Below are 18,191 nucleotides of genomic sequence, written 5' to 3'. Positions count from 1 at the left end.
AACCCCATATATTTGTTCCTTTGTAGATAATCATGGAACTACAGTTTTTTAAATACCAAGGAACGGGAAACGATTTTGTAATTATTGACAATCGTCAGGATATATTTCCCAAAAACAATACCAAACTTGTGGCACAGCTCTGCGACCGAAGATTTGGCATTGGAGCGGATGGTTTGATACTGCTCGAAAATGACAAAGTGTCTGATTTTAAGATGGTTTACTACAATGCAGATGGTGCAGAGAGCAGCATGTGCGGTAACGGAGGTCGCTGTTTGGTGGCCTTTGCCCATTATTTGGGGGTGATAGAAAGGGAGACCACCTTTAATGCGGTTGATGGTTTGCACCATGCAACGGTAGATGGACATATGGTGAATCTGAGGATGATAGACGTGGACAAGATCCACGAGAAGCAAAACCATAGTTTTTTGGATACCGGCTCCCCGCATCATGTGCAACTAGTGAACGAACTGAATAAATTTGATGTGCAGAAAGAAGGCAAAAAACTCCGCTATGGAATTTACGGTGCCTCCGGGAGCAACATCAATTTTGTGGAGCAGACCCAAGACAATGCTTTTGATGTACGTACCTACGAAAGGGGAGTGGAGGGGGAGACCTTTTCCTGTGGCACAGGGGTGACGGCCGTGGCCTTGGCCATGTACGAATCCGGTAAAACCGCCGCCAACGAAGTTCATATCCATACTATTGGAGGGGATTTGACCATTTCTTTTGAGAAAAAGGAGGGTAAATACAGCAATATCTTTTTAAAAGGACCTGCCATTCAAGTATTTAAAGGAACCGTCGAATGCTCAATCTAAAAGGAAAACACGTCTATTTGCGGGCCTTGGAGCCCACCGACCTCGATTTTCTGTACAAATTGGAAAACGATACATCGGTGTGGGAACTGAGCGGTACGCTAAAACCCTACTCCAAAAAGGTGCTTCAATTGTATCTGGACAATGCCCACAGGGATATTTATGATGTAAAACAATTGCGTTTGTGCATCAGTAATCATCAAGATGACTGCATTGGCTTGATTGATTTGTTCGATTTTGACCCGAAACACCAAAGGGCCGGTATTGGAATCATTATTGTGGAACCTGGGGACAGAAACAAAGGCGCAGGGGCCGAGGCATTGTCACTTTTGTGCGATTATGCTTTCTCCACTTTGGATTTGCATCAATTATACGCCAATATCTTGGAGGATAACGAGGCCAGCATCCATCTCTTTCAAAAAATGGGTTTTGAAAAAATCGGCATCAAAAAAGAATGGATAAGGACGAACCAAGGGTTCAAGAACGAAATAATGTATCAAAAGATAAAATCGGATGAATCTTAAAAAAGTACTTTGGGCAACGGCCATTCTCGGGTTGTTGATTTGCGGTTTTGTGGCCTACCAAATTTATAGTGCCATTTTTAGCCCCAATACCCAGTTCAATAACGACGAAGCGTTTGTTTACATTGAAACGGGTGCCTCCTTCGTCGATGTTAAAAATTCGCTGGAACCTTTGTTGCAGGATTTGTCCACTTTTGAGTCCGTGGCCAAGCGCAAAGGATACACCACCAATGTCAAAGCAGGAAAATATGCTTTGAAGAAGGGTATGAACAACAACGAAATCATAAACACCCTGCGCAGCGCCAATATCCCTGTGCAAGTATCCTTCAATAATCAAGAATCGCTGGCATTGTTGGCCGGAAGAGTTTCTGAACAGATTGAGGCCGATAGTTTGGAATTGCTTCAAACCTTTAATGATGCAAGTTTTTTGGAAGAAACCAAGTTTGACGAAGACACCAAATTGGCGATGTACATTCCAAATACCTACGAATTTTTCTGGAATACCGACGCCAAAAGTTTTAGGGACAGAATGCGCACCGAATATGAGCGTTTCTGGAACAGTGACCGTTTGCAAAAGGCAAAAAACCTTGGATTGACTCCCAATGAGGTTACGGCCTTGGCGGCGATAGTCCAGAAAGAAACTGCAAAAGTGGATGAGCGCCCCCGTGTTGCCGGAGTATACCTGAACAGGATTAGAAGGGGAATGTTGCTGCAAGCGGACCCGACCGTGATTTATGCCATTAAAAAGGAAACCGGCAATTACGATACCATCATAAAACGGGTGCTTTTTCGTGATTTGGAAATGGACTCACCCTATAATACCTATAAATATGCGGGCGTTCCCCCGGGGCCGATAACCATGCCGGACATTACTTCAATCGATGCGGTTTTGAACCCCGAAAAACACGATTATCTTTATTTTGTGGCCGATGTTTCCAACTTTGGCTACCACATGTTTGCCAAAACTTTGGCGCAACACAACCGAAATAAGGTGCAGTACACCCGATGGTTAAATCAACAAAAAGTTCTGAGATAAGGTTCTTTGTCGTTGATTTTCATCCATTTAACGTATTTTAAGGCTGATTTAAGAAATCTTTATGAGCTTTAGGGTGCCCTTTAACTTATCTCCATCTATATTTGCCGGCCAAATTGATTTTTGATACGTATATAGTATCGAGATCACAAATATGAACATTATGAAAAGATGGATAGGTTTTGTACTACATCTTGCCATGATCGTAGTTTTGACAAGTTTTGGTTCCTATACCGTAATGAAAAAGGAGACTGTTGAAATTCCCGATTCATTGAAGGTAACGGCCAATTTGGAAACTTTTGCACCGCAGGTTTCCGTTGAACTTCTTGACGAGGACGAGGTAACCCCTCCTTTTCTGGGAAAAGCCTACAATGGCTTTAAGGAAGCACTTGCTTTCAAGGAATCCCAGGGCAAATATCAAAGAGTAAATACATTGGGTTATTTGGGCAAATACCAGTTTGGTAGCAGCACATTAAATTTGATGGGAGTTTACGATATGGATGAATTTTTGGACAATCCAAAACTTCAGGAAAAGGCTTTTGTGGCCAATATTGCCCGTAACAAGTGGATTTTGAGAAGGGACATTAAACGTTTCAACGGAAAAACTATCGGAGGCATCAAAGTAACCGAGTCTGGTATTTTGGCTGCGGCACATTTGGCCGGAGCAGGCAATGTCAAAAAGTATCTACGATCATACGGACAAACAGATGTAACCGATGCTTACGGAAGTAGCATCTCGTATTACATGAAAAAATTTGCAGGTTACGATATTTCGAATATCAAACAGCAAAAAAATGCAAAAGTCTAATTGGTACAGATGAACTAAAATAAAAAAGCCCCGAATTTCGGGGCTTTTTTTATGCTTGAATAATATATATTGTTGGTCTTTTGTCCAGGTCTATCTCTATTTCGCTCCATTCATGGGCGCTTTTAGTGGAGATAAACTCTGTGGGCAACGTAATATCGCATGCAATGCACAGGCGGGTTGATTTCTGTAATGTTTTTACAAGTTCCTTTACCAACTTATTGTTGCGGTAAGGGGTTTCCATAAAAATCTGTGACTGTCCTTTGTCCTTGGATAATCTTTCCAAGCTCTTCACCATTTTTTTGCGCTCTGCATTATCGATGGGCAAATAACCATTGAAAGCAAAGTTCTGACCGTTCATGCCACTGCTCATCATGGCCATCAAAATAGAGGAGGGGCCCACCAACGGTACCACTTGTATTCTTTTTTCATGGGCCACACGAACTACATCGGCCCCTGGGTCGGCAATGCCCGGACAACCTGCTTCGGACAAAATGCCAATATCATGTCCATGAATACAGGGATCCAAAAAACCGGGGATTTCTTCCGGTTTGGTGTATTTGTTCAACGATTGTAAATGGAGTTCCGGTTGCGATTTGCTGGGGCTCACCCGTTTTATAAAACGTCTGGCCGTTTTTTCGTTTTCCACGATATAGTGGTCAATACGCTCAATCGTCCCTTTTACCGAAATGGGCAGAACTTCCAAGGGGGCATTGTCTCCCAACGCTGTGGGAATCAAATAGACTTTGCCCACTACCAAACCAGGTTTTACCTCTTCCATGGGCTTAATTTAGTTTTTTCGCAATTGCCTCACAAGCCTTATCGATCATTTGGTATACATTTTCAAACCCATCATCACCACCGTAATAGGGGTCCGGGACCTCTTTAATGTCCAATTCGACCTCGCTCAACAATAATTTTATCTTGTTGGCTTCTTCTTGGTTTGAAGCAAGACTGGCCACATCGGAAAAATTACTTCGGTCCATCACATAAATATAATCGAACTCGGAAAAATCTTGCTTGGAAAATTTTCTACACTTTTGGGTGCTTATATCCAGACCATGTTTATGGGCCACTGCAATGGAGCGTTTATCGGGCGGATTGCCCACATGATAGCCTGCAGTACCTGCGGAATCCACAAAAACGGAATCCGAATCAACTTTGGATTTTAAGATGCCTTCGCCCAAAGGTGACCTGCAAATGTTTCCCAAGCAGACCATCAAAACTTTGGTTTTCATAAATGAGTTGTGAAAATTAAGAGAATTTCTTGCTCAAATCCTCAATGTACTTTCTGAATTGTTTATCGGTCTCCGCAAGATTGTCCACCGTTTTGCATGCATGCAGTACGGTCGCGTGATCACGCTTTCCTATTTGTGAACCGATGCTGGCCAAAGATGCCTTGGTGAATTTCTTTGCAAAGAACATGGCCAATTGCCTTGCCTGTACAATGTGGCGTTTTCTTGTTTTGGATTGAAGCGTGGCCACATCCATTTCAAAGTAATCCGATACTACTTTTTGGATGTAGTCGATGGATACTTCGCGCTTGGTATTCTTTACGAATTTCTCCACCACTTGTTGGGCCAGTTCCAAAGTAACCTCGCGTTTGTTGAAAGATGACTGCGCAATCAACGAAATAATGGCACCTTCCAGCTCACGGATATTCGTCTTGATGTTCTTGGCCACGTGATCAATGATGTCATCGGGCATTTCAACCCCGTCACGGTACAATTTGTTCTTTAAGATGGACACACGGGTTTCGTAATCGGGGCTTTGCAGTTCTGCGGATAGCCCCCATTTGAAACGGGAGAGCAAACGCTGCTCAATGTCCTGCATATCCACAGGAGCTTTGTCCGATGTCAAAATCACCTGCTTGCCATTTTGGTGCAAATGGTTGAAAATATGAAAGAAAACATCTTGCGTCCCGGATTTCCCCGATAGGAATTGTACATCATCAATGATAAGTACATCTATCAACTGGTAAAAGTGGATAAAATCGTTTCGGGTATTCTTTTTTACCGATTCTATGTATTGTTGCGTGAATTTCTCCGCAGAAATATAGAGCACGGTCTTTTCCGGGTACTTGTCCTTGATCTCAACCCCAATGGCATGGGCCAAGTGGGTCTTTCCCAAACCTACACCACCAAAAACCAATAATGGGTTAAAGGATGTCCCGCCCGGTTTGTTGGCCACGGCCATACCGGCCGACCTTGCCAAACGGTTGGAATCACCTTCGAGGAAATTATCGAAATTATAGTTGGGATTTAACTGGGATTCAATTTTGATATTTCGAATACCAGGAATCACAAATGGATTTTTAAGCTCTGGACTTTTGGACGTAATCGGTACATCCAATTCCTGCGGTCCCACAGCGGTACGGTTAGAACTTGGAATCTGTTCCGTAAAAGGTTCCTTGTTGCCGTATTTGTTCTCCATTTTTATAACGTAGATGAGCTTTGCGTTGCTGCCCAATTCACGGGTCATGGCAACCTTAAGAAGCTTCACATAATGCTCTTCGAGCCATTCGTAGAAAAACTTGCTGGGTACTTGGATGCTGAGCGCCTTATCAGTTAGTTTTATAGGTTTGATGGGTTCAAACCATGTTTTGAATGCCTGCGGTTGGATGTTATCTTGGATAAAAGCCAAACAGTTGTTCCATACGGAATTAGCAGTAGCACTCATAGAAGTTTTTCCTTGTTTTAATGGTTAGCTTTAAACTTAAGAGTAAGCATCTAAAGGGTTATAAGATGCTTATTGGATGCGACAAATATGTGAACAAATCTTTTAAAAAAAAAATCAATTTGACATTGAAAGTTTTGTTTTTTTTTCGCATGTTACCCTCAAAATAAGCAAGCCACTAAATATATAATTTTTCAGTTAAAAATGGGTCTAAATTCATATTCTTTTCGGGTTCGGTATGCAGAAACCGACCAAATGGGGGTTGTTTATCATGGAAACTACGCACAGTATTTTGAGTTGGGCCGGGTGGAGTGGTTAAGGAACATGGGGATCACTTACAAGAGCATGGAAGATAATGGTATAATGTTGCCCGTAATTTCCTTACATATTGACTACAAAAAGTCTGCGTTGTATGACGATTTGCTAACGGTACGTACCCGATTGAAATCCATACCCATGGTGAAGATAGAGTTCGATTATGATTTGCTGAACGAGGCAGGGGAACTACTTGCCACTGCAAACACGGTCTTGGCCTTTATGGACAAAAAAACCGGAAGGCCCATTAAATGCCCCGATTATATCTTGGATAAATTGGATGATTGATTTTTTTTAGAAGTAAGGAGTAAGGAGTAAGGAGTAAGGAGTAAGGAGTAAGGAGTAAGGAGTCAGGAGTCGGGAGTCAGGAGTCAGGAATCAGGAGTCGGGAAAAGTCTTTATTCTTATGTCCTACAGCGCAGCGGTCTTATATCTTACAGCGTAGCGGTCTTAGGTCTAATCTCTAACAACGCAGTGGTCTTATGTCAATCCATCATGGTAACATCCACACCGTGCATTTCATCGAAAAGTTGAAAAATTTCTTCAGATTCACTTAATCGAACCGAAATAATAAGCTCACAATCCAATTCCATTTTTTGGGAAACAATGTCCAAATCTTTCTGTTTGATGGTCCGCATGACAATATCCATTTCTGGATAACCAAATTGCAGACGGAATTGCGCCTTGATCGTTTTCTTCACGATTTTGGCACTTTCCAAGGCAAGTTGCGCAGCGGTTTTGTAGGCCTGTATCAATCCGCCCACCCCCAGTTTGGTGCCGCCGAAGATTCTAGTGACCGTAATCAGCACATTGGTCACATCAAAAGATTGGATTTGTCCATAAATCGGCATTCCTGCCGAGTTGTTCGGTTCACCATCATCATTGGCCCTATATGTTGGGTTTTTGGTTCCCAATTGCCAAGCGTAGCAAACGTGATTGGCCGTATGATATTTTTTGCGGAGTTTTTCTACAATCGGTTTTACGTCATCCTCGGAAGCAATCGGATGAACTTGCGCATGGAATTTGCTTTTTCTGTCCTTATATAAAATCTCTGGGGAAGTTCTGGTAACGGTCCTATAAACATCATCTTTTTTCTCCATCAGAACAAAGCTACCAATATTATGCTCAAAACGGCGAGGACAACACCTCCCCAGTTTTTTGGACTGAGTTTCTCCTTAAAGAACAAAATTCCGAAAAGAGTGGAGCACATCACAATGGCAACGTTGTTTAGGGTAAATATAGCAGCACTACTCAAAATATCGGCCCGAAGGGCGCGAATCAGAAAATAGATGGAAAAGTAGTTGGGAACCCCAAGGGCAATTCCGCCCGCAATATTTTTAAGGTTGATTTTTAAGGGAGTTTTTATTGCCTTTATTCCGATAAAGATAAACCCGGTAAAAGCCGCAAAGCCAAAGATCATGGATGAGAAGACTGGAATCTCTTGGTCGGTCAAGTGGATTTCCTCAAAATATTGAATACTGGTATCGATAACTCCCGACCCTAGAAACACCAATAAAGGTAGAATTAGTGCCTTACGTACGATTTTAATGCTCTTCTCTTTGATTGAAGCCAAGTAAACGGCGACCAGTGCCAGCACAATCCCAATAATTTGAAGTGCGCTTAACTGTTCCCCGTAAAGCACAACACCCATCACTACGGGAATGGCCAACGACATTTTGGTGGCCACCGATGCAACCGAAACTCCCGACACCTGAGCCGTTCGGGCCATCAAATTGAAAATCACAATAAAAAGGACACCTAATAATATAGGACCGATGAGCCAAGGTTTACTGGTAAAGTCACTAACTCCAACAGGGCCATCGTACAAAAAGAATCCAACGGCACAGGCAACCACATAGTTGGTGATAATGGCGTAAAGCGTCTGGATTTTAAAAACGTCAAATAGTTTAAAGACCACAAAAATCAAAGTCGAGCTCAGAACGCTCAAGATCAGGTATACCATTTACAGTTTTGATTTTAGTTGGGTAATATCCTCTTTGCCCACTTGCAAGTTCCAGACATGGATTCCAAATTCCGCTGCGGAATCGGTATTTTCTTTAACGTCGTCCACAAAAAAAGTTTCCTCGGGAACAAGATTGTTTTCTTGCAATACAAAATCAAAAATTTCTGAATCTGGTTTCCGCATCCCCATTTCGTAACTTAGGTAAAACACATCAAACGCATTTTTGAACCTATTGAACCGCTCCATTCCCATTTGTTCCTTTACACGTTCCATATGCAAGTCGTTGGTGTTGCTCAGCAAAAGCATTTTATATTGATTTTCCATCGCCAACTGCTCTATGAATTCTAGTCGGTGCTCTGGAAAATCCAAAAGAATGGAGTTCCAGGCTTGCGTTAAATACTCCCTGCTGGCATTTGGAAAATGTGCTGCGACTTCATCCAAGAAATCAGAAGAAGCAATTAAGCCTTTCTCATAATCCTGAAACAAGCTTTCCAAGTTAGGAGTAACTTCGGTAAACCCGTGCTGCACCATTGCCTTTGCCGTGGCAGGTTTATCCAGATTGATGAGGACGTCGCCAAAGTCGAGTATAATATTTTTAATCATTTCGGTAAATGGATAAGGTGTCGGTTAGGATTTGCTTTTGATAGCTTAAAGTTCCAAACAATTTCGGAGCAAGCAAACCTTTTTCAAAACAAACCGCACCTTTAAAAACACGGGCTTCGTCCCACAAGTTCTCATCGATAAAAGTTTGAAGCATTTTTGCCCCTCCTTCAATAATTACACTTGTGATGTTGTGTTGATGGAGCGCATTGCAGATTTGTTGGGCCAAAGGTTGTGAAAAATCGATTGCCACATAATCAATGCCTGCTATATATTTTGATGCATCTTCAATCTTCGTTAGAATTATGGTCTGTACAGCTTTATCCAAAACGTGATGGCTCGAATCAATTTTCAAATCCCGATCCAAAACAACACGTATTGGGTCTTTGCCTGCCCAATTTCGGGTTGTCAACTTGGGATTGTCCTCCAAAATGGTGTTGGTTCCGGCCAAAATGGCCTGCTCTTGGCTTCGCCATTGGTGAACCAATTGTTTGGAATGGGAATTCGTAATCCAAAAGGGTTCCGGATTTTCACTTCGTTTGGAGGTGTCAGGGGACAAAAAACCGTCATTGGACTCCGCCCACTTTAAAATAATATAGGGTCGCTTCTTCTCCTGAAACGTCAAAAATCGTTTGTGGTGTTCCCTACATTCATCTTCCAGAATACCCACAGTCACCTTGCAGCCAGCATCCTCCAATTTTTTGATGCCTTTTCCTGCCACTTTATCGTGCGGATCCTGTAAACCGATAAAAACTTCTTTGAGTTGGTGCTTGGCAATCAAATCGGCGCAAGGGGGAGTTTTTCCATAATGCGAACAGGGTTCCAAAGTAACATATAGCGAAGCATCTTTCAACAAACTCTTGTCCGTTACCGAATTGATGGCATTCACTTCGGCGTGCGGACCTCCGTAGGGGTCGGTAAAACCCTCCCCAATAATTTTTTGATCGTGAACGATAACACATCCAACCATAGGATTTGGGGCCGTGGTTCCCAGTCCCTTTTTGGCTAGTTCTATGCAGCGAAGGATGTATTTTTGATGTATATTCACCCCGCAAAAATAGAACATTAAATACAGAAAAATGGGAGATACGGTGATTCGTGAAATAACCCCCGAAGACAACGCACAGGTGGCCCAAGTAATACGAAAGGTTTTTGAGGATATGGGCGTTCCCAAAGTGGGCACCGCTTATGCCGACAAAGCTTTGGACGATATGTACTCCAATTATAATGTGCCCAAGGCGGCTTATTTTGTGGTGGAGTTTGATGGGCGAATTATTGGCTGTGCAGGTGTGGCGCAGTTGGACAACTATGATGGAAACGTCTGTGAACTTCAAAAAATGTACTTTTTGGAGGAGGCCAGGGGCAAAGGCCTTGGCGCCAAAATGATCGAAGCTTGCCTGAACAAGGCCAAGGAGTTTGGTTTTGAAGCCTGCTATCTGGAAACCATGCCCTATATGGAGGCCGCCCAAAAGTTGTACAAAAAGAACGGTTTTGACTATATCGATGCCCCAATGGGCAACACAGGACATTATTCCTGCCCCGTTTGGATGCTTAAAAAACTGTAATGCTCCTCAAAGAAATCAAAGATATTTTCCATAAGGAACTAGGTGAAATCTATCCCAAAGAGGAAATCGATTCCTTTTTCTACACCTGTATCGAGCATTATTTGAAGTTGCAACGGTTTATCTTGGCGATTCAGCCCGGAATTACCTTGACCAAAGAAGAAGAGCAGCCCCTTTTTGAGGCAATGTCCGAATTGAAATTGGAAAAACCACTTCAATATATTTTGGGAACGGCCCATTTTATGGATTTGGAGCTTCAGGTGGATGAAAATGTACTGATTCCGAGGCCTGAGACCGAAGAATTGGTGCAATGGATTTTGGACGATTGTCAGAAGGAGGAACCGTTTAATTCGGACGCTGTGCGCCCGCCTGCCGCACGGGTAGGGAGCCAAATGGTCATTGAGCGGAGTCGAAATGACCATTCTTTACGGATTTTAGACATCGGAACAGGAAGCGGTTGTATTGCCATTGCCTTGTCAAAGTATCTTCCGGACACCAATGTGTTTGCTTTGGACGTTTCCGAAGGTGCATTGAAAGTGGCCCAAAAAAATGCAGCATCAAACGGGGTGGACATCACGTTTTTGCACCAAGATATTCTTAATCCTGAACTTGAATTTGCATCTGAACTTGTTTTTGATGTAATCGTGTCCAATCCGCCTTATGTCAGGGAGTTGGAAAAGAATGGGATTCAAAAAAATGTAAAGGATTTTGAGCCGGACACCGCTCTTTTTGTGGCGGACGAAGACCCGTTGATTTTCTATAAAGCCATAATCAATTTTTCGGAACGTCATCTACAGGAGAATGGAAGCCTATACTTCGAAATCAATCAATATTTGGGTGAGGAGACCAAAGCGCTTTTCAATCATCGTAATTTTTCAGAAATTGAACTGCGAAAAGATATGTTTGGCAACAACAGAATGCTAAAAGCAAATGTCCCCTCGAGGGGACTTTAGGGGTGTTTTTTAATCCTGATAAAGAAAACCAATGAGTATAGAACAAAAAATAACCTCCCTGCGCGAGGAGCTAAGGGAGCACAACTATAAATACTACGTGCTCGATGAGCCGTCGATTTCCGATTACGAGTTTGATATGAAGTTGAAGGAACTTCAAAAACTGGAAGCGGAACATCCCGAATTTCACGACCCGACCTCGCCAACCTTGAGAGTGGGCGGGATGGTGACCAAAAACTTTGAGACCGTTCCCCACGAGCATCGAATGTATTCGCTGGACAATTCATATTCCAAAGAGGATTTGGAGGATTGGGAGAAGCGTATCCAGCGTATTTTGGGGGATGCCGAAGTGGAATTCACGTGTGAGTTAAAATATGACGGCGCTTCCATCAGTCTTACCTACGAAAACGGATTTTTGGCCAAAGCGGTAACCCGTGGCGATGGTTTTCAAGGGGATGATGTGACCAATAATATCAAAACCATAAAATCGGTTCCCTTGCAATTGAAAGGGGATTATCCATCAAAATTTGATATTCGAGGGGAGATTATCCTAACACTGGAAGGTTTTGCCAAAATGAACGCAGAGCGTGTGGAAGCGGGTGAGGAGCCTTACATGAACCCTAGAAATACCGCATCTGGAAGTTTAAAATTACAGGATAGTGCCTTGGTGGCGCAACGACCGTTGGAATGCCTATTGTACAGCATAGCCGGCAATGATCTGGGAGTAAATTCCCAGTTTGACGTATTGGAAAAAGCACGCTCATGGGGATTCAAGGTCCCCACGGTCGCAAAGCTCTGTAAATCCACTGCGGAAGTAATGCAGTTTGTGGAATACTGGGCCATCCACCGTCACGATCTGCCCTATGAAACGGATGGCGTCGTGGTCAAGGTAAACAGCATCCAACAGCAAGACGAACTGGGCTACACCGCAAAATCCCCGCGTTGGGCGATGGCCTACAAGTTCAAGGCGGAACAGGCCACCACCATATTGAACAAAATCACCTATCAAGTTGGGCGTACGGGCGCGATTACCCCTGTGGCCAACTTGCAACCCGTTTTGCTGGCAGGAACTACGGTAAAACGTGCTTCGTTGCACAATGCCGACCAAATTGCCAAGCTCGATGTGCGCGAAGGCGATTCCGTTTTTGTGGAAAAAGGCGGGGAGATCATCCCTAAAATCGTGAAGGTCGATTTCACCAAAAGAGACGTAAATTCAAAACCCACCGAGTATATAACGCATTGTCCCGAATGTGGCACGGAACTCATCAGAAAAGAAGGCGAAGCCCAGCATTTTTGTCCGAATGATATTGGTTGCCCCCCACAGATTACGGGCCGTATCCAGCACTTTATTTCCAGAAAGGCCATGGATATCGAAGGTTTGGGCGGTGAAACGGTGGAACTGCTCTTCAAAGAGGGGTTGATCAACAATTATGCGGACCTCTACATTTTGACCAAGGAACAGATTTTGCCCTTGGAACGTATGGCGGACAAATCTGCCGAAAACTTGGTGAACGGCGTGCAGGCATCCAAAGCGATTCCGTTTGAACGGGTACTTTTTGCCTTGGGAATCCGATATGTGGGGGAGACGGTGGCCAAAAAACTGGCAAAGGCCTTCAAAAATATAGATGCATTGATGGTCGCTTCGCAAGAACAACTGGTGGCCGTGGACGAGATAGGGGAGCGGATTGCCGAAAGCGTGGTCAGTTTTTTCTCCGAGCCTGCGAATGTTGGGACGATTGACCGTTTAAAATCCTACGGACTGCAATTTTCCTTGTCCGAAGCGCAATTGGAGAATCAAACGGAACTGCTCAAGGGCCAGACTTTTGTAATTTCGGGTGTGTTCGAGACCATTGGCCGTAACGATCTTAAGAAATTGATCGAGGACAATGGGGGCAAAGTGTCTTCGTCCATATCCTCGAAAACCAGTTTTTTGGTCGCGGGCGACAATATGGGTCCCAGCAAGCGAACCAAAGCGGAAGGTTTGGGCGTGCCCATCATATCGGAACAGGAATTTCTTCAAAAATTGAATGTATGACACCCAGCACCTACGAAGAGTTTGAAGCTACATTGAACCAGTACAGACCGCCAGCGGAATGGTCCGCACCCTTAAAATCCCTTTGGCACGATGCGAAGGGCGATTGGGAATCCTCGCACGATATTGCCCAAGAATTAAAATCCCAAATGGGCAGTTGGATCCACGCTTACTTGCACCGAAAGGAAGGGGACAAATGGAATGCCGGATATTGGTACGGACGGGCCGATAAGCCTTTTCCCGAATGCAGCTTCGAGGAGGAGCTGAGGGAGTTGGTGGAAGCGAATCTTTGATCAATTTACAATAAACAACCATCCATTCCGGGCGTGCGGAGGTCGGATAAAGGCGCCAAGAACCATGACATAAAAATGGAAGTCGGAAGTCGGAAGTCAGAGGTCAGGAGTCAGTGGGCAGTGAGCAGTGGGCAGTTGGCAGAGAGCAGTTTACAATGAACAATTACCAATAACCGAATAACCCAAAAGTAGACTCAAGAGCCAAGACATAAGACATAAGACGACAATTAACAATCAACAGTTAACAATTACCAGTTCGGGAACCTTTCATCCTTCATCCTTCATCCTTCATCCTTTAACCATTAACCATTAACCATTAACCATTAACCATTAACCTAATAACCAAATCACCGAATAACCGAATAACCGAATCATCCACCCTTCGACTACGCTCAGGGTCCGCTCTTCCAACAATCCAACAATCGAATAATCCCTTTCCCCTTCAACCAATAACAAATAACCGAATAACCGAATAACTGAATAACCCAAGAGTAGACTCAAGAGCCAGGACATAAGACAAAAGACATAAATGTAAGTCAGAAGTCAGAAGTCCGAAGTCAGGAGTCAGTGGGCAGTACGCAGTACGCAGTGGGCAGTTGACATGAACAATGAACAATTGCCAGTTCGAGAACCTTTTACCTTTAACCCAATAACCGAATCCCCCCATCAACCCAAACCCCTCATCCGTCAACTCAAACGGGGCATACGTCAATTAGTGGCCCAAAACCTCGGCAGAACTCCCGAATTTGCTTAAATATTTAATCATTAATCCAAAAAATCATGAAAAAGATACTTTTTTCAGTGTTTGCCGTGGCCCTGTTGTGGTCCTGCGGTAAAGATGACGGCCCGGACACCCCGTCGGAAGACGAGAACAATGTTCCGGTAATAGCCGCGCAGGACTTTAGTGCTGCCGAAACCATTTCCGATACCGAGGTGATCGGTACGGTAAAGGCCTCCGATGAGGACGGGGACACGCTCACCTTTACCATTGAAGCAAACAGCGACGACCTGTTCGAGATTACCGCCTCCGGTGACTTGAGCCTTGCGAGCGGAAAGAGTTTGGATGCAGCGGCCAAGGAACAGCACAACATTACCGTTAAGGTGGACGATGGGGAGGACACGGCAAGTGCCACGATCACCATTAAAGTGATCACAGTTGCCCCGACCAACGAAGTCCCCGTAATGGAAGACCAAGAGCTTACCGTAGCGGAGGACATTGCCGATACTGAGGTAATCGGCCAAGTGGTGGCCACAGATGCCGATGAAGATGACCTTACCTTTACCATGGAGGCCAACGACCTGTTTATGCTCTCCGAAAGTGGTATTTTGACCTTGGCAGAAGGCAAATCCTTGGACTACGAGACCGCCACCTCTCATAGCATTACCGTAAGCGTAACCGATGGCGAAAATACCGCCGAGGCCAAAATTGCCATTTTGGTGGAGAACATACCAGAGGCTGACCCCAACGACCCTACTGCTTTTGTGACCAAATGGGAGACCACAACCCCCGATGAGACCATTTATATGGGTGCCAATAAAAATTATGAATATGACTTTACCGTGGACTGGGGCGATGGTACCGTGGAGACCATTAAGGAGCTGCCCGAGAACCATATGTTTGAACATGCCTATGCGGAGCCGGGCACCCATACCGTGGCCATACAGGGAGAGTTTCCAGCGATTAAAATGCAATCTCTTTCAGTTCAACAATTGTCTAAATTAAGGAGTTTGGAACAATGGGGCAATATAGCATGGCAAGATCTTTCCAGTGCTTTTTATAAGTGTGGTAACATGGTGTACAATGCTACCGATGCACCAAATCTCTCCAATGTAAAGGATCTGAGTTCCATGTTTTATGCAGGCGTCGCTTCTTTTAATGGCAGCCTTAATGATTGGGATACTTCCACAATCACTAATATGTCATCCATGTTCGCGCAAACAACCTTTAATGGCGATCTCAACTGGAATACCTCCTCAGTAACCAATATGAGTGGAATGTTTGCTCAAGCATATGCTTTTAATGGAGACATTAGTGGATGGGACACTGGCAGTGTAATCGATATGCAGAGTATGTTTTATGAAGCCAATGCTTTTAATGGAGACATTACTGGGTGGGACACTGGTAATGTAGTCATTATGTATGGTATGTTTAATGGTGCCGATGCTTTTAATAGAGACATTAGTGTTTGGGATGTTAGTAATGTAAGCACAATGCAGAATATGCTTAAAAATGCCCTTGCTTTTAATCAAAACTTGGGCGGTTGGGATATTGGAAATGTAAACACAATGGCCTTTATGCTCGACAATAGCGGTATGTCCAAGGAGAATTTGAATGCAACATTAATAGGCTGGCATAGTTATGCTTCCCTAAAAACCGCCCCATTAAATGTGAATTTGGGCCTTAATGATCTAACTATTTGTGGACTCACTGCCATAGAAGCAAAAGCAGACTTGATGGCAAGTTATGGCTGGACTTTTTCCGGTAACCCAGATGAAGAGGACGCGTGTAATTGATTTTGACGCCACGATTTTTTAGACAATTTATTGCATAACATACCGGGAGGGCCAAGTGCTTTTCCGGTTTTGTTTTTTTGGGGTTAGATGTGAGATTTGAGTAGTGAGTAGTCAGAATTCGGATATTTGAGGTCGGAAGTCGGAAGTCAGAAGTCAGTAGGCAGTACGCAGTGGGCAGTTGACAATGAACAATGAACAATGAACAATTAACAGTTACCAATTGTCAGTTACCAATTGCCAGTTCGAGAACCTTTTACCTTTAACCCAATAACCCAATAACCCAATAACCAAATAACCGAATAACCGAATAACCGAATAACCGAATAACCAAATAACCAAATAACCCAATAACCGAATCCCCCATCAACCCAAATCCCTCATCCGTCAACTCAAACGGGGCATCCATCAATTGGTGGCCCAAAAGTCCGTAAGTTCTCACGATACTTGCTTGAATTTGCAATAAATGTATCATGCTTATGACTAGTAAGAAACTGTTTTTATCGATGTTTGCAATGGCCATACTTTGGTCTTGCTCTAAAGATGATGGGCCAAAGGAATTTGCCAATCAACCTCCTGTAATATACGACCAGACCTTAAATGTTTTGGAAAAAACCGTAACGGACACCCAAACGGTGGGCCTGGTAAAAGCCTATGATGCCAATATGGTCACCAAGCTGGCCTTTAGCATAACCGCCAACAGCAACGATTTGTTCGTGATCGAGGGGGCAACAGGCGCATTGGGCATAAAAACTGGTAAAACCCTTGACCTTGTGGAGACTCCGCTGCAAAAGATAACCGTAGCGGTCACGGATGGGGAAAGGGAAGATTCGGCAGAGATCACCATTTGCGATTGTACCCCCACCTTTGCCAAGGATGCATATGAATTTGAGGTGAGTGAAAATATTTCTTCCGATGAGTTGATCCATGCTTTTGAGATTATCGATGTGGATACCGACCCGAAAGACCTTGTAATAACAATATCCACGAACGACAATGGCCTATTTGCCATAAATACCAAAGGAGAACTTAGATTGGCCTCCAATAAGAGCCTTGATTTTGAGACGGCGACCGAACACAATATCAAAGTAAGTGTTACGGATGGTGTCGAAACCACCGAAGTGGAAGTGAAGATCGTTGTACTGAACGAGGTGGAGGGCATATCGGATGATCCAACTTCTTTTGTGACCACTTGGAAAACAGAGGAGGCGGGTGAAAAAATAGTAATTGGTACTCAAAATGCTTACAATTATGATTTTACCATTGATTGGGGAGACGGTACTGTGGAAGATATTGTTCAGGTGAATGTGGGTAGTTTTGAGCATACTTATGAAGAGGCAGGTACTTATACCGTTGCGATACAAGGAGTTTTTCCGGCCATCCGAATGGAAAATAGCAACACTAAGGGCAATCTTATTGGTCTTGAGCAATGGGGCGATATAGCGTGGTATTCAATGACAGCCGCTTTTTTGGAGTGCGAAAATATGATCTATAACGCAACAGATGTGCCAGATATCTCGAATGTTAGTTCTATGTTGGTAATGTTTGCTGGAGCTACAGCTTTTAATGGAGATCTTAGCTTATGGAATGTTGAGAATGTTACCGACATGGGTGCTATGTTCAGCGGTGCAACTACTTTTAACGGAGACCTTAGTGACTGGGATACAAAAAATATTACCAATATGTCCTATATGTTCAGCAAAGCCGAAGCATTCGACCAAGATTTGGGAGGGTGGAAAATCGGCAGTATAGAAGATATGTCCAATATGTTCGATAACAGCGGCATGTCGAAAGAAAACCTAAATGCCACCATAATAGGTTGGAACAGTTATGTGGATGCAAATAATGGCCCAATCGATATTAGTGTTGGAATAGATAATCTTACCGTTTGTGGTGCAGCGGCATTGTCTGCCGGTGATAATTTGATGTTGAATTACAATTGGGAGTTCACAGGGACCGCAGAGTTTCTTGAAGAATGTAATTGATTATTGAAATAGCAATTTTTCATACTATTTGTTTTTAAAGAGACCGGGAGGGCCAAGTGCTTTCCCGGTTTTGTTTTTTGGGGTCGGGAGTCAGTGGGCAGTGAGCAGTGAGCAGTTTACAATGAACAATAAA

At 43.7% G+C, this 18,191-nt stretch carries 18 protein-coding genes; 11 read left to right on the top strand and 7 right to left on the bottom strand.

Annotated features, from left to right (window positions below):
* The first annotated feature begins 32 nt into the window (after positions 1-32).
* The 4 genes from dapF (at position 33) to GVT53_RS08840 (ending at position 3,174) form a co-directional block, all read left to right on the top strand.
* On the top strand, positions 33-815 hold the full coding sequence (gene dapF, locus GVT53_RS08855) for a diaminopimelate epimerase (RefSeq protein WP_166248318.1): 783 nt from the start codon (positions 33-35) through the stop codon (positions 813-815).
* Positions 803-1,336, top strand: coding sequence for a GNAT family N-acetyltransferase (locus GVT53_RS08850; RefSeq protein WP_166248317.1), 534 nt, complete (start codon positions 803-805; stop codon positions 1,334-1,336). The genes dapF and GVT53_RS08850 overlap by 13 nt, the downstream gene beginning before the upstream one ends.
* Complete coding sequence (gene mltG, locus GVT53_RS08845; protein WP_166248316.1) at positions 1,326-2,369, top strand: endolytic transglycosylase MltG; 1,044 nt, start codon at positions 1,326-1,328, stop codon at positions 2,367-2,369. Before GVT53_RS08850 ends, mltG begins: the two co-directional genes overlap by 11 nt.
* A gap of 160 nt (positions 2,370-2,529) precedes the next feature.
* Positions 2,530-3,174 (top strand): hypothetical protein, encoded by a 645-nt coding sequence (locus tag GVT53_RS08840; RefSeq protein WP_166248315.1) that lies wholly within the window; start codon positions 2,530-2,532, stop codon positions 3,172-3,174.
* A gap of 49 nt (positions 3,175-3,223) precedes the next feature.
* Here GVT53_RS08840 and GVT53_RS08835 read toward each other — a convergent pair whose 3' ends face one another.
* From GVT53_RS08835 to dnaA, 3 genes are read right to left on the bottom strand one after another with little or no spacing between them, the layout of a single operon-like run.
* On the bottom strand, positions 3,224-3,952 hold the full coding sequence (locus GVT53_RS08835) for an SAM-dependent methyltransferase (RefSeq protein WP_166248314.1): 729 nt from the start codon (positions 3,950-3,952) through the stop codon (positions 3,224-3,226).
* Positions 3,953-3,956: 4 nt separating this feature from the next.
* The gene (locus tag GVT53_RS08830) at positions 3,957-4,409 is read right to left on the bottom strand and encodes a low molecular weight protein-tyrosine-phosphatase (RefSeq protein WP_166248313.1); all 453 of its coding nucleotides are present in this window, start codon (positions 4,407-4,409) and stop codon (positions 3,957-3,959) included.
* A 16-nt stretch (positions 4,410-4,425) separates the two neighbouring features.
* A complete protein-coding gene (gene dnaA, locus GVT53_RS08825; protein WP_166248312.1) occupies positions 4,426-5,850 on the bottom strand; it encodes a chromosomal replication initiator protein DnaA in 1,425 nt (474 codons plus the stop codon).
* 201 nt (positions 5,851-6,051) lie between these two features.
* Here dnaA and GVT53_RS08820 point away from each other — a divergent pair, with 201 nt between their 5' ends.
* Positions 6,052-6,450, top strand: coding sequence for an acyl-CoA thioesterase (locus tag GVT53_RS08820; protein ID WP_166248311.1), 399 nt, complete (start codon positions 6,052-6,054; stop codon positions 6,448-6,450).
* A 197-nt stretch (positions 6,451-6,647) separates the two neighbouring features.
* On the opposite strand, the gene GVT53_RS08815 is transcribed toward GVT53_RS08820, so the two are convergent.
* Genes GVT53_RS08815 through ribD form a run of 4 tightly spaced genes read right to left on the bottom strand, consistent with a single transcriptional unit; the run spans position 6,648 to position 9,773 of the window.
* On the bottom strand, positions 6,648-7,262 hold the full coding sequence (locus tag GVT53_RS08815; RefSeq protein ID WP_166248310.1) for an IMPACT family protein: 615 nt from the start codon (positions 7,260-7,262) through the stop codon (positions 6,648-6,650).
* Entirely contained in the window at positions 7,262-8,125 is an 864-nt protein-coding gene (locus GVT53_RS08810) for an EamA family transporter (protein ID WP_166248309.1), read from the bottom strand. The genes GVT53_RS08815 and GVT53_RS08810 overlap by 1 nt, the downstream gene beginning before the upstream one ends.
* Positions 8,126-8,728, bottom strand: a complete 603-nt coding sequence (locus GVT53_RS08805) for an HAD family hydrolase (RefSeq protein WP_166248308.1) — start codon at positions 8,726-8,728, stop codon at positions 8,126-8,128.
* Positions 8,721-9,773 (bottom strand): bifunctional diaminohydroxyphosphoribosylaminopyrimidine deaminase/5-amino-6-(5-phosphoribosylamino)uracil reductase RibD, encoded by a 1,053-nt coding sequence (gene ribD / locus GVT53_RS08800; RefSeq protein ID WP_240905180.1) that lies wholly within the window; start codon positions 9,771-9,773, stop codon positions 8,721-8,723. The genes GVT53_RS08805 and ribD overlap by 8 nt, the downstream gene beginning before the upstream one ends.
* Before the next feature lie 31 nt (positions 9,774-9,804).
* Here ribD and GVT53_RS08795 point away from each other — a divergent pair, with 31 nt between their 5' ends.
* From GVT53_RS08795 to GVT53_RS08770, 6 genes are all read left to right on the top strand, one after another.
* Positions 9,805-10,290 carry a GNAT family N-acetyltransferase gene (locus GVT53_RS08795; RefSeq protein WP_166248306.1) on the top strand — a complete coding sequence of 162 codons (486 nt, stop codon included), beginning with the start codon at positions 9,805-9,807 and terminating at the stop codon, positions 10,288-10,290.
* Positions 10,290-11,240, top strand: coding sequence for a peptide chain release factor N(5)-glutamine methyltransferase (gene prmC, locus GVT53_RS08790; RefSeq protein WP_166248305.1), 951 nt, complete (start codon positions 10,290-10,292; stop codon positions 11,238-11,240). Before GVT53_RS08795 ends, prmC begins: the two co-directional genes overlap by 1 nt.
* Positions 11,241-11,271: 31 nt before the next feature.
* Positions 11,272-13,272, top strand: a complete 2,001-nt coding sequence (ligA, locus tag GVT53_RS08785; RefSeq protein WP_166248304.1) for an NAD-dependent DNA ligase LigA — start codon at positions 11,272-11,274, stop codon at positions 13,270-13,272.
* Positions 13,269-13,562, top strand: coding sequence for a hypothetical protein (locus GVT53_RS08780; RefSeq protein WP_166248303.1), 294 nt, complete (start codon positions 13,269-13,271; stop codon positions 13,560-13,562). The genes ligA and GVT53_RS08780 overlap by 4 nt, the downstream gene beginning before the upstream one ends.
* A 780-nt stretch (positions 13,563-14,342) precedes the next feature.
* Positions 14,343-16,076: a BspA family leucine-rich repeat surface protein gene (locus GVT53_RS08775; protein ID WP_166248302.1), complete on the top strand. Its 1,734-nt coding sequence runs from the start codon at positions 14,343-14,345 to the stop codon at positions 16,074-16,076.
* 476 nt (positions 16,077-16,552) lie between these two features.
* A complete protein-coding gene (locus GVT53_RS08770; RefSeq protein WP_166248301.1) occupies positions 16,553-18,058 on the top strand; it encodes a BspA family leucine-rich repeat surface protein in 1,506 nt (501 codons plus the stop codon).
* Positions 18,059-18,191: the final 133 nt, after the last annotated feature.

The organism is Flagellimonas oceani (assembly GCF_011068285.1).
GTDB classification, from domain to species: domain Bacteria; phylum Bacteroidota; class Bacteroidia; order Flavobacteriales; family Flavobacteriaceae; genus Flagellimonas; species Flagellimonas oceani.
The sequence above is the reverse complement of the archived record's forward strand: the minus strand, read 5'-3'. Positions and strand labels throughout refer to the sequence as shown.

Excerpts from the sequence above, each read along its gene's own strand:
- GVT53_RS08770 (WP_166248301.1), top strand. The coding sequence starts at position 16,553 with ATGACTAGTAAGAAACTGTTTTTATCGATGTTTGCAATGGCCATACTT.
- ligA (WP_166248304.1), top strand. The coding sequence starts at position 11,272 with ATGAGTATAGAACAAAAAATAACCTCCCTGCGCGAGGAGCTAAGGGAG.
- GVT53_RS08810 (WP_166248309.1), bottom strand. The coding sequence starts at position 8,125 with ATGGTATACCTGATCTTGAGCGTTCTGAGCTCGACTTTGATTTTTGTG.
- dnaA (WP_166248312.1), bottom strand. The coding sequence starts at position 5,850 with ATGAGTGCTACTGCTAATTCCGTATGGAACAACTGTTTGGCTTTTATC.
- GVT53_RS08815 (WP_166248310.1), bottom strand. The coding sequence starts at position 7,262 with ATGGAGAAAAAAGATGATGTTTATAGGACCGTTACCAGAACTTCCCCA.
- GVT53_RS08820 (WP_166248311.1), top strand. The coding sequence starts at position 6,052 with ATGGGTCTAAATTCATATTCTTTTCGGGTTCGGTATGCAGAAACCGAC.
- GVT53_RS08835 (WP_166248314.1), bottom strand. The coding sequence starts at position 3,952 with ATGGAAGAGGTAAAACCTGGTTTGGTAGTGGGCAAAGTCTATTTGATT.
- GVT53_RS08840 (WP_166248315.1), top strand. The coding sequence starts at position 2,530 with ATGAAAAGATGGATAGGTTTTGTACTACATCTTGCCATGATCGTAGTT.
- GVT53_RS08795 (WP_166248306.1), top strand. The coding sequence starts at position 9,805 with ATGGGAGATACGGTGATTCGTGAAATAACCCCCGAAGACAACGCACAG.
- GVT53_RS08775 (WP_166248302.1), top strand. The coding sequence starts at position 14,343 with ATGAAAAAGATACTTTTTTCAGTGTTTGCCGTGGCCCTGTTGTGGTCC.
- prmC (WP_166248305.1), top strand. The coding sequence starts at position 10,290 with ATGCTCCTCAAAGAAATCAAAGATATTTTCCATAAGGAACTAGGTGAA.
- GVT53_RS08780 (WP_166248303.1), top strand. The coding sequence starts at position 13,269 with ATGACACCCAGCACCTACGAAGAGTTTGAAGCTACATTGAACCAGTAC.
- dapF (WP_166248318.1), top strand. The coding sequence starts at position 33 with ATGGAACTACAGTTTTTTAAATACCAAGGAACGGGAAACGATTTTGTA.
- GVT53_RS08805 (WP_166248308.1), bottom strand. The coding sequence starts at position 8,728 with ATGATTAAAAATATTATACTCGACTTTGGCGACGTCCTCATCAATCTG.
- GVT53_RS08830 (WP_166248313.1), bottom strand. The coding sequence starts at position 4,409 with ATGAAAACCAAAGTTTTGATGGTCTGCTTGGGAAACATTTGCAGGTCA.
- GVT53_RS08850 (WP_166248317.1), top strand. The coding sequence starts at position 803 with ATGCTCAATCTAAAAGGAAAACACGTCTATTTGCGGGCCTTGGAGCCC.
- mltG (WP_166248316.1), top strand. The coding sequence starts at position 1,326 with ATGAATCTTAAAAAAGTACTTTGGGCAACGGCCATTCTCGGGTTGTTG.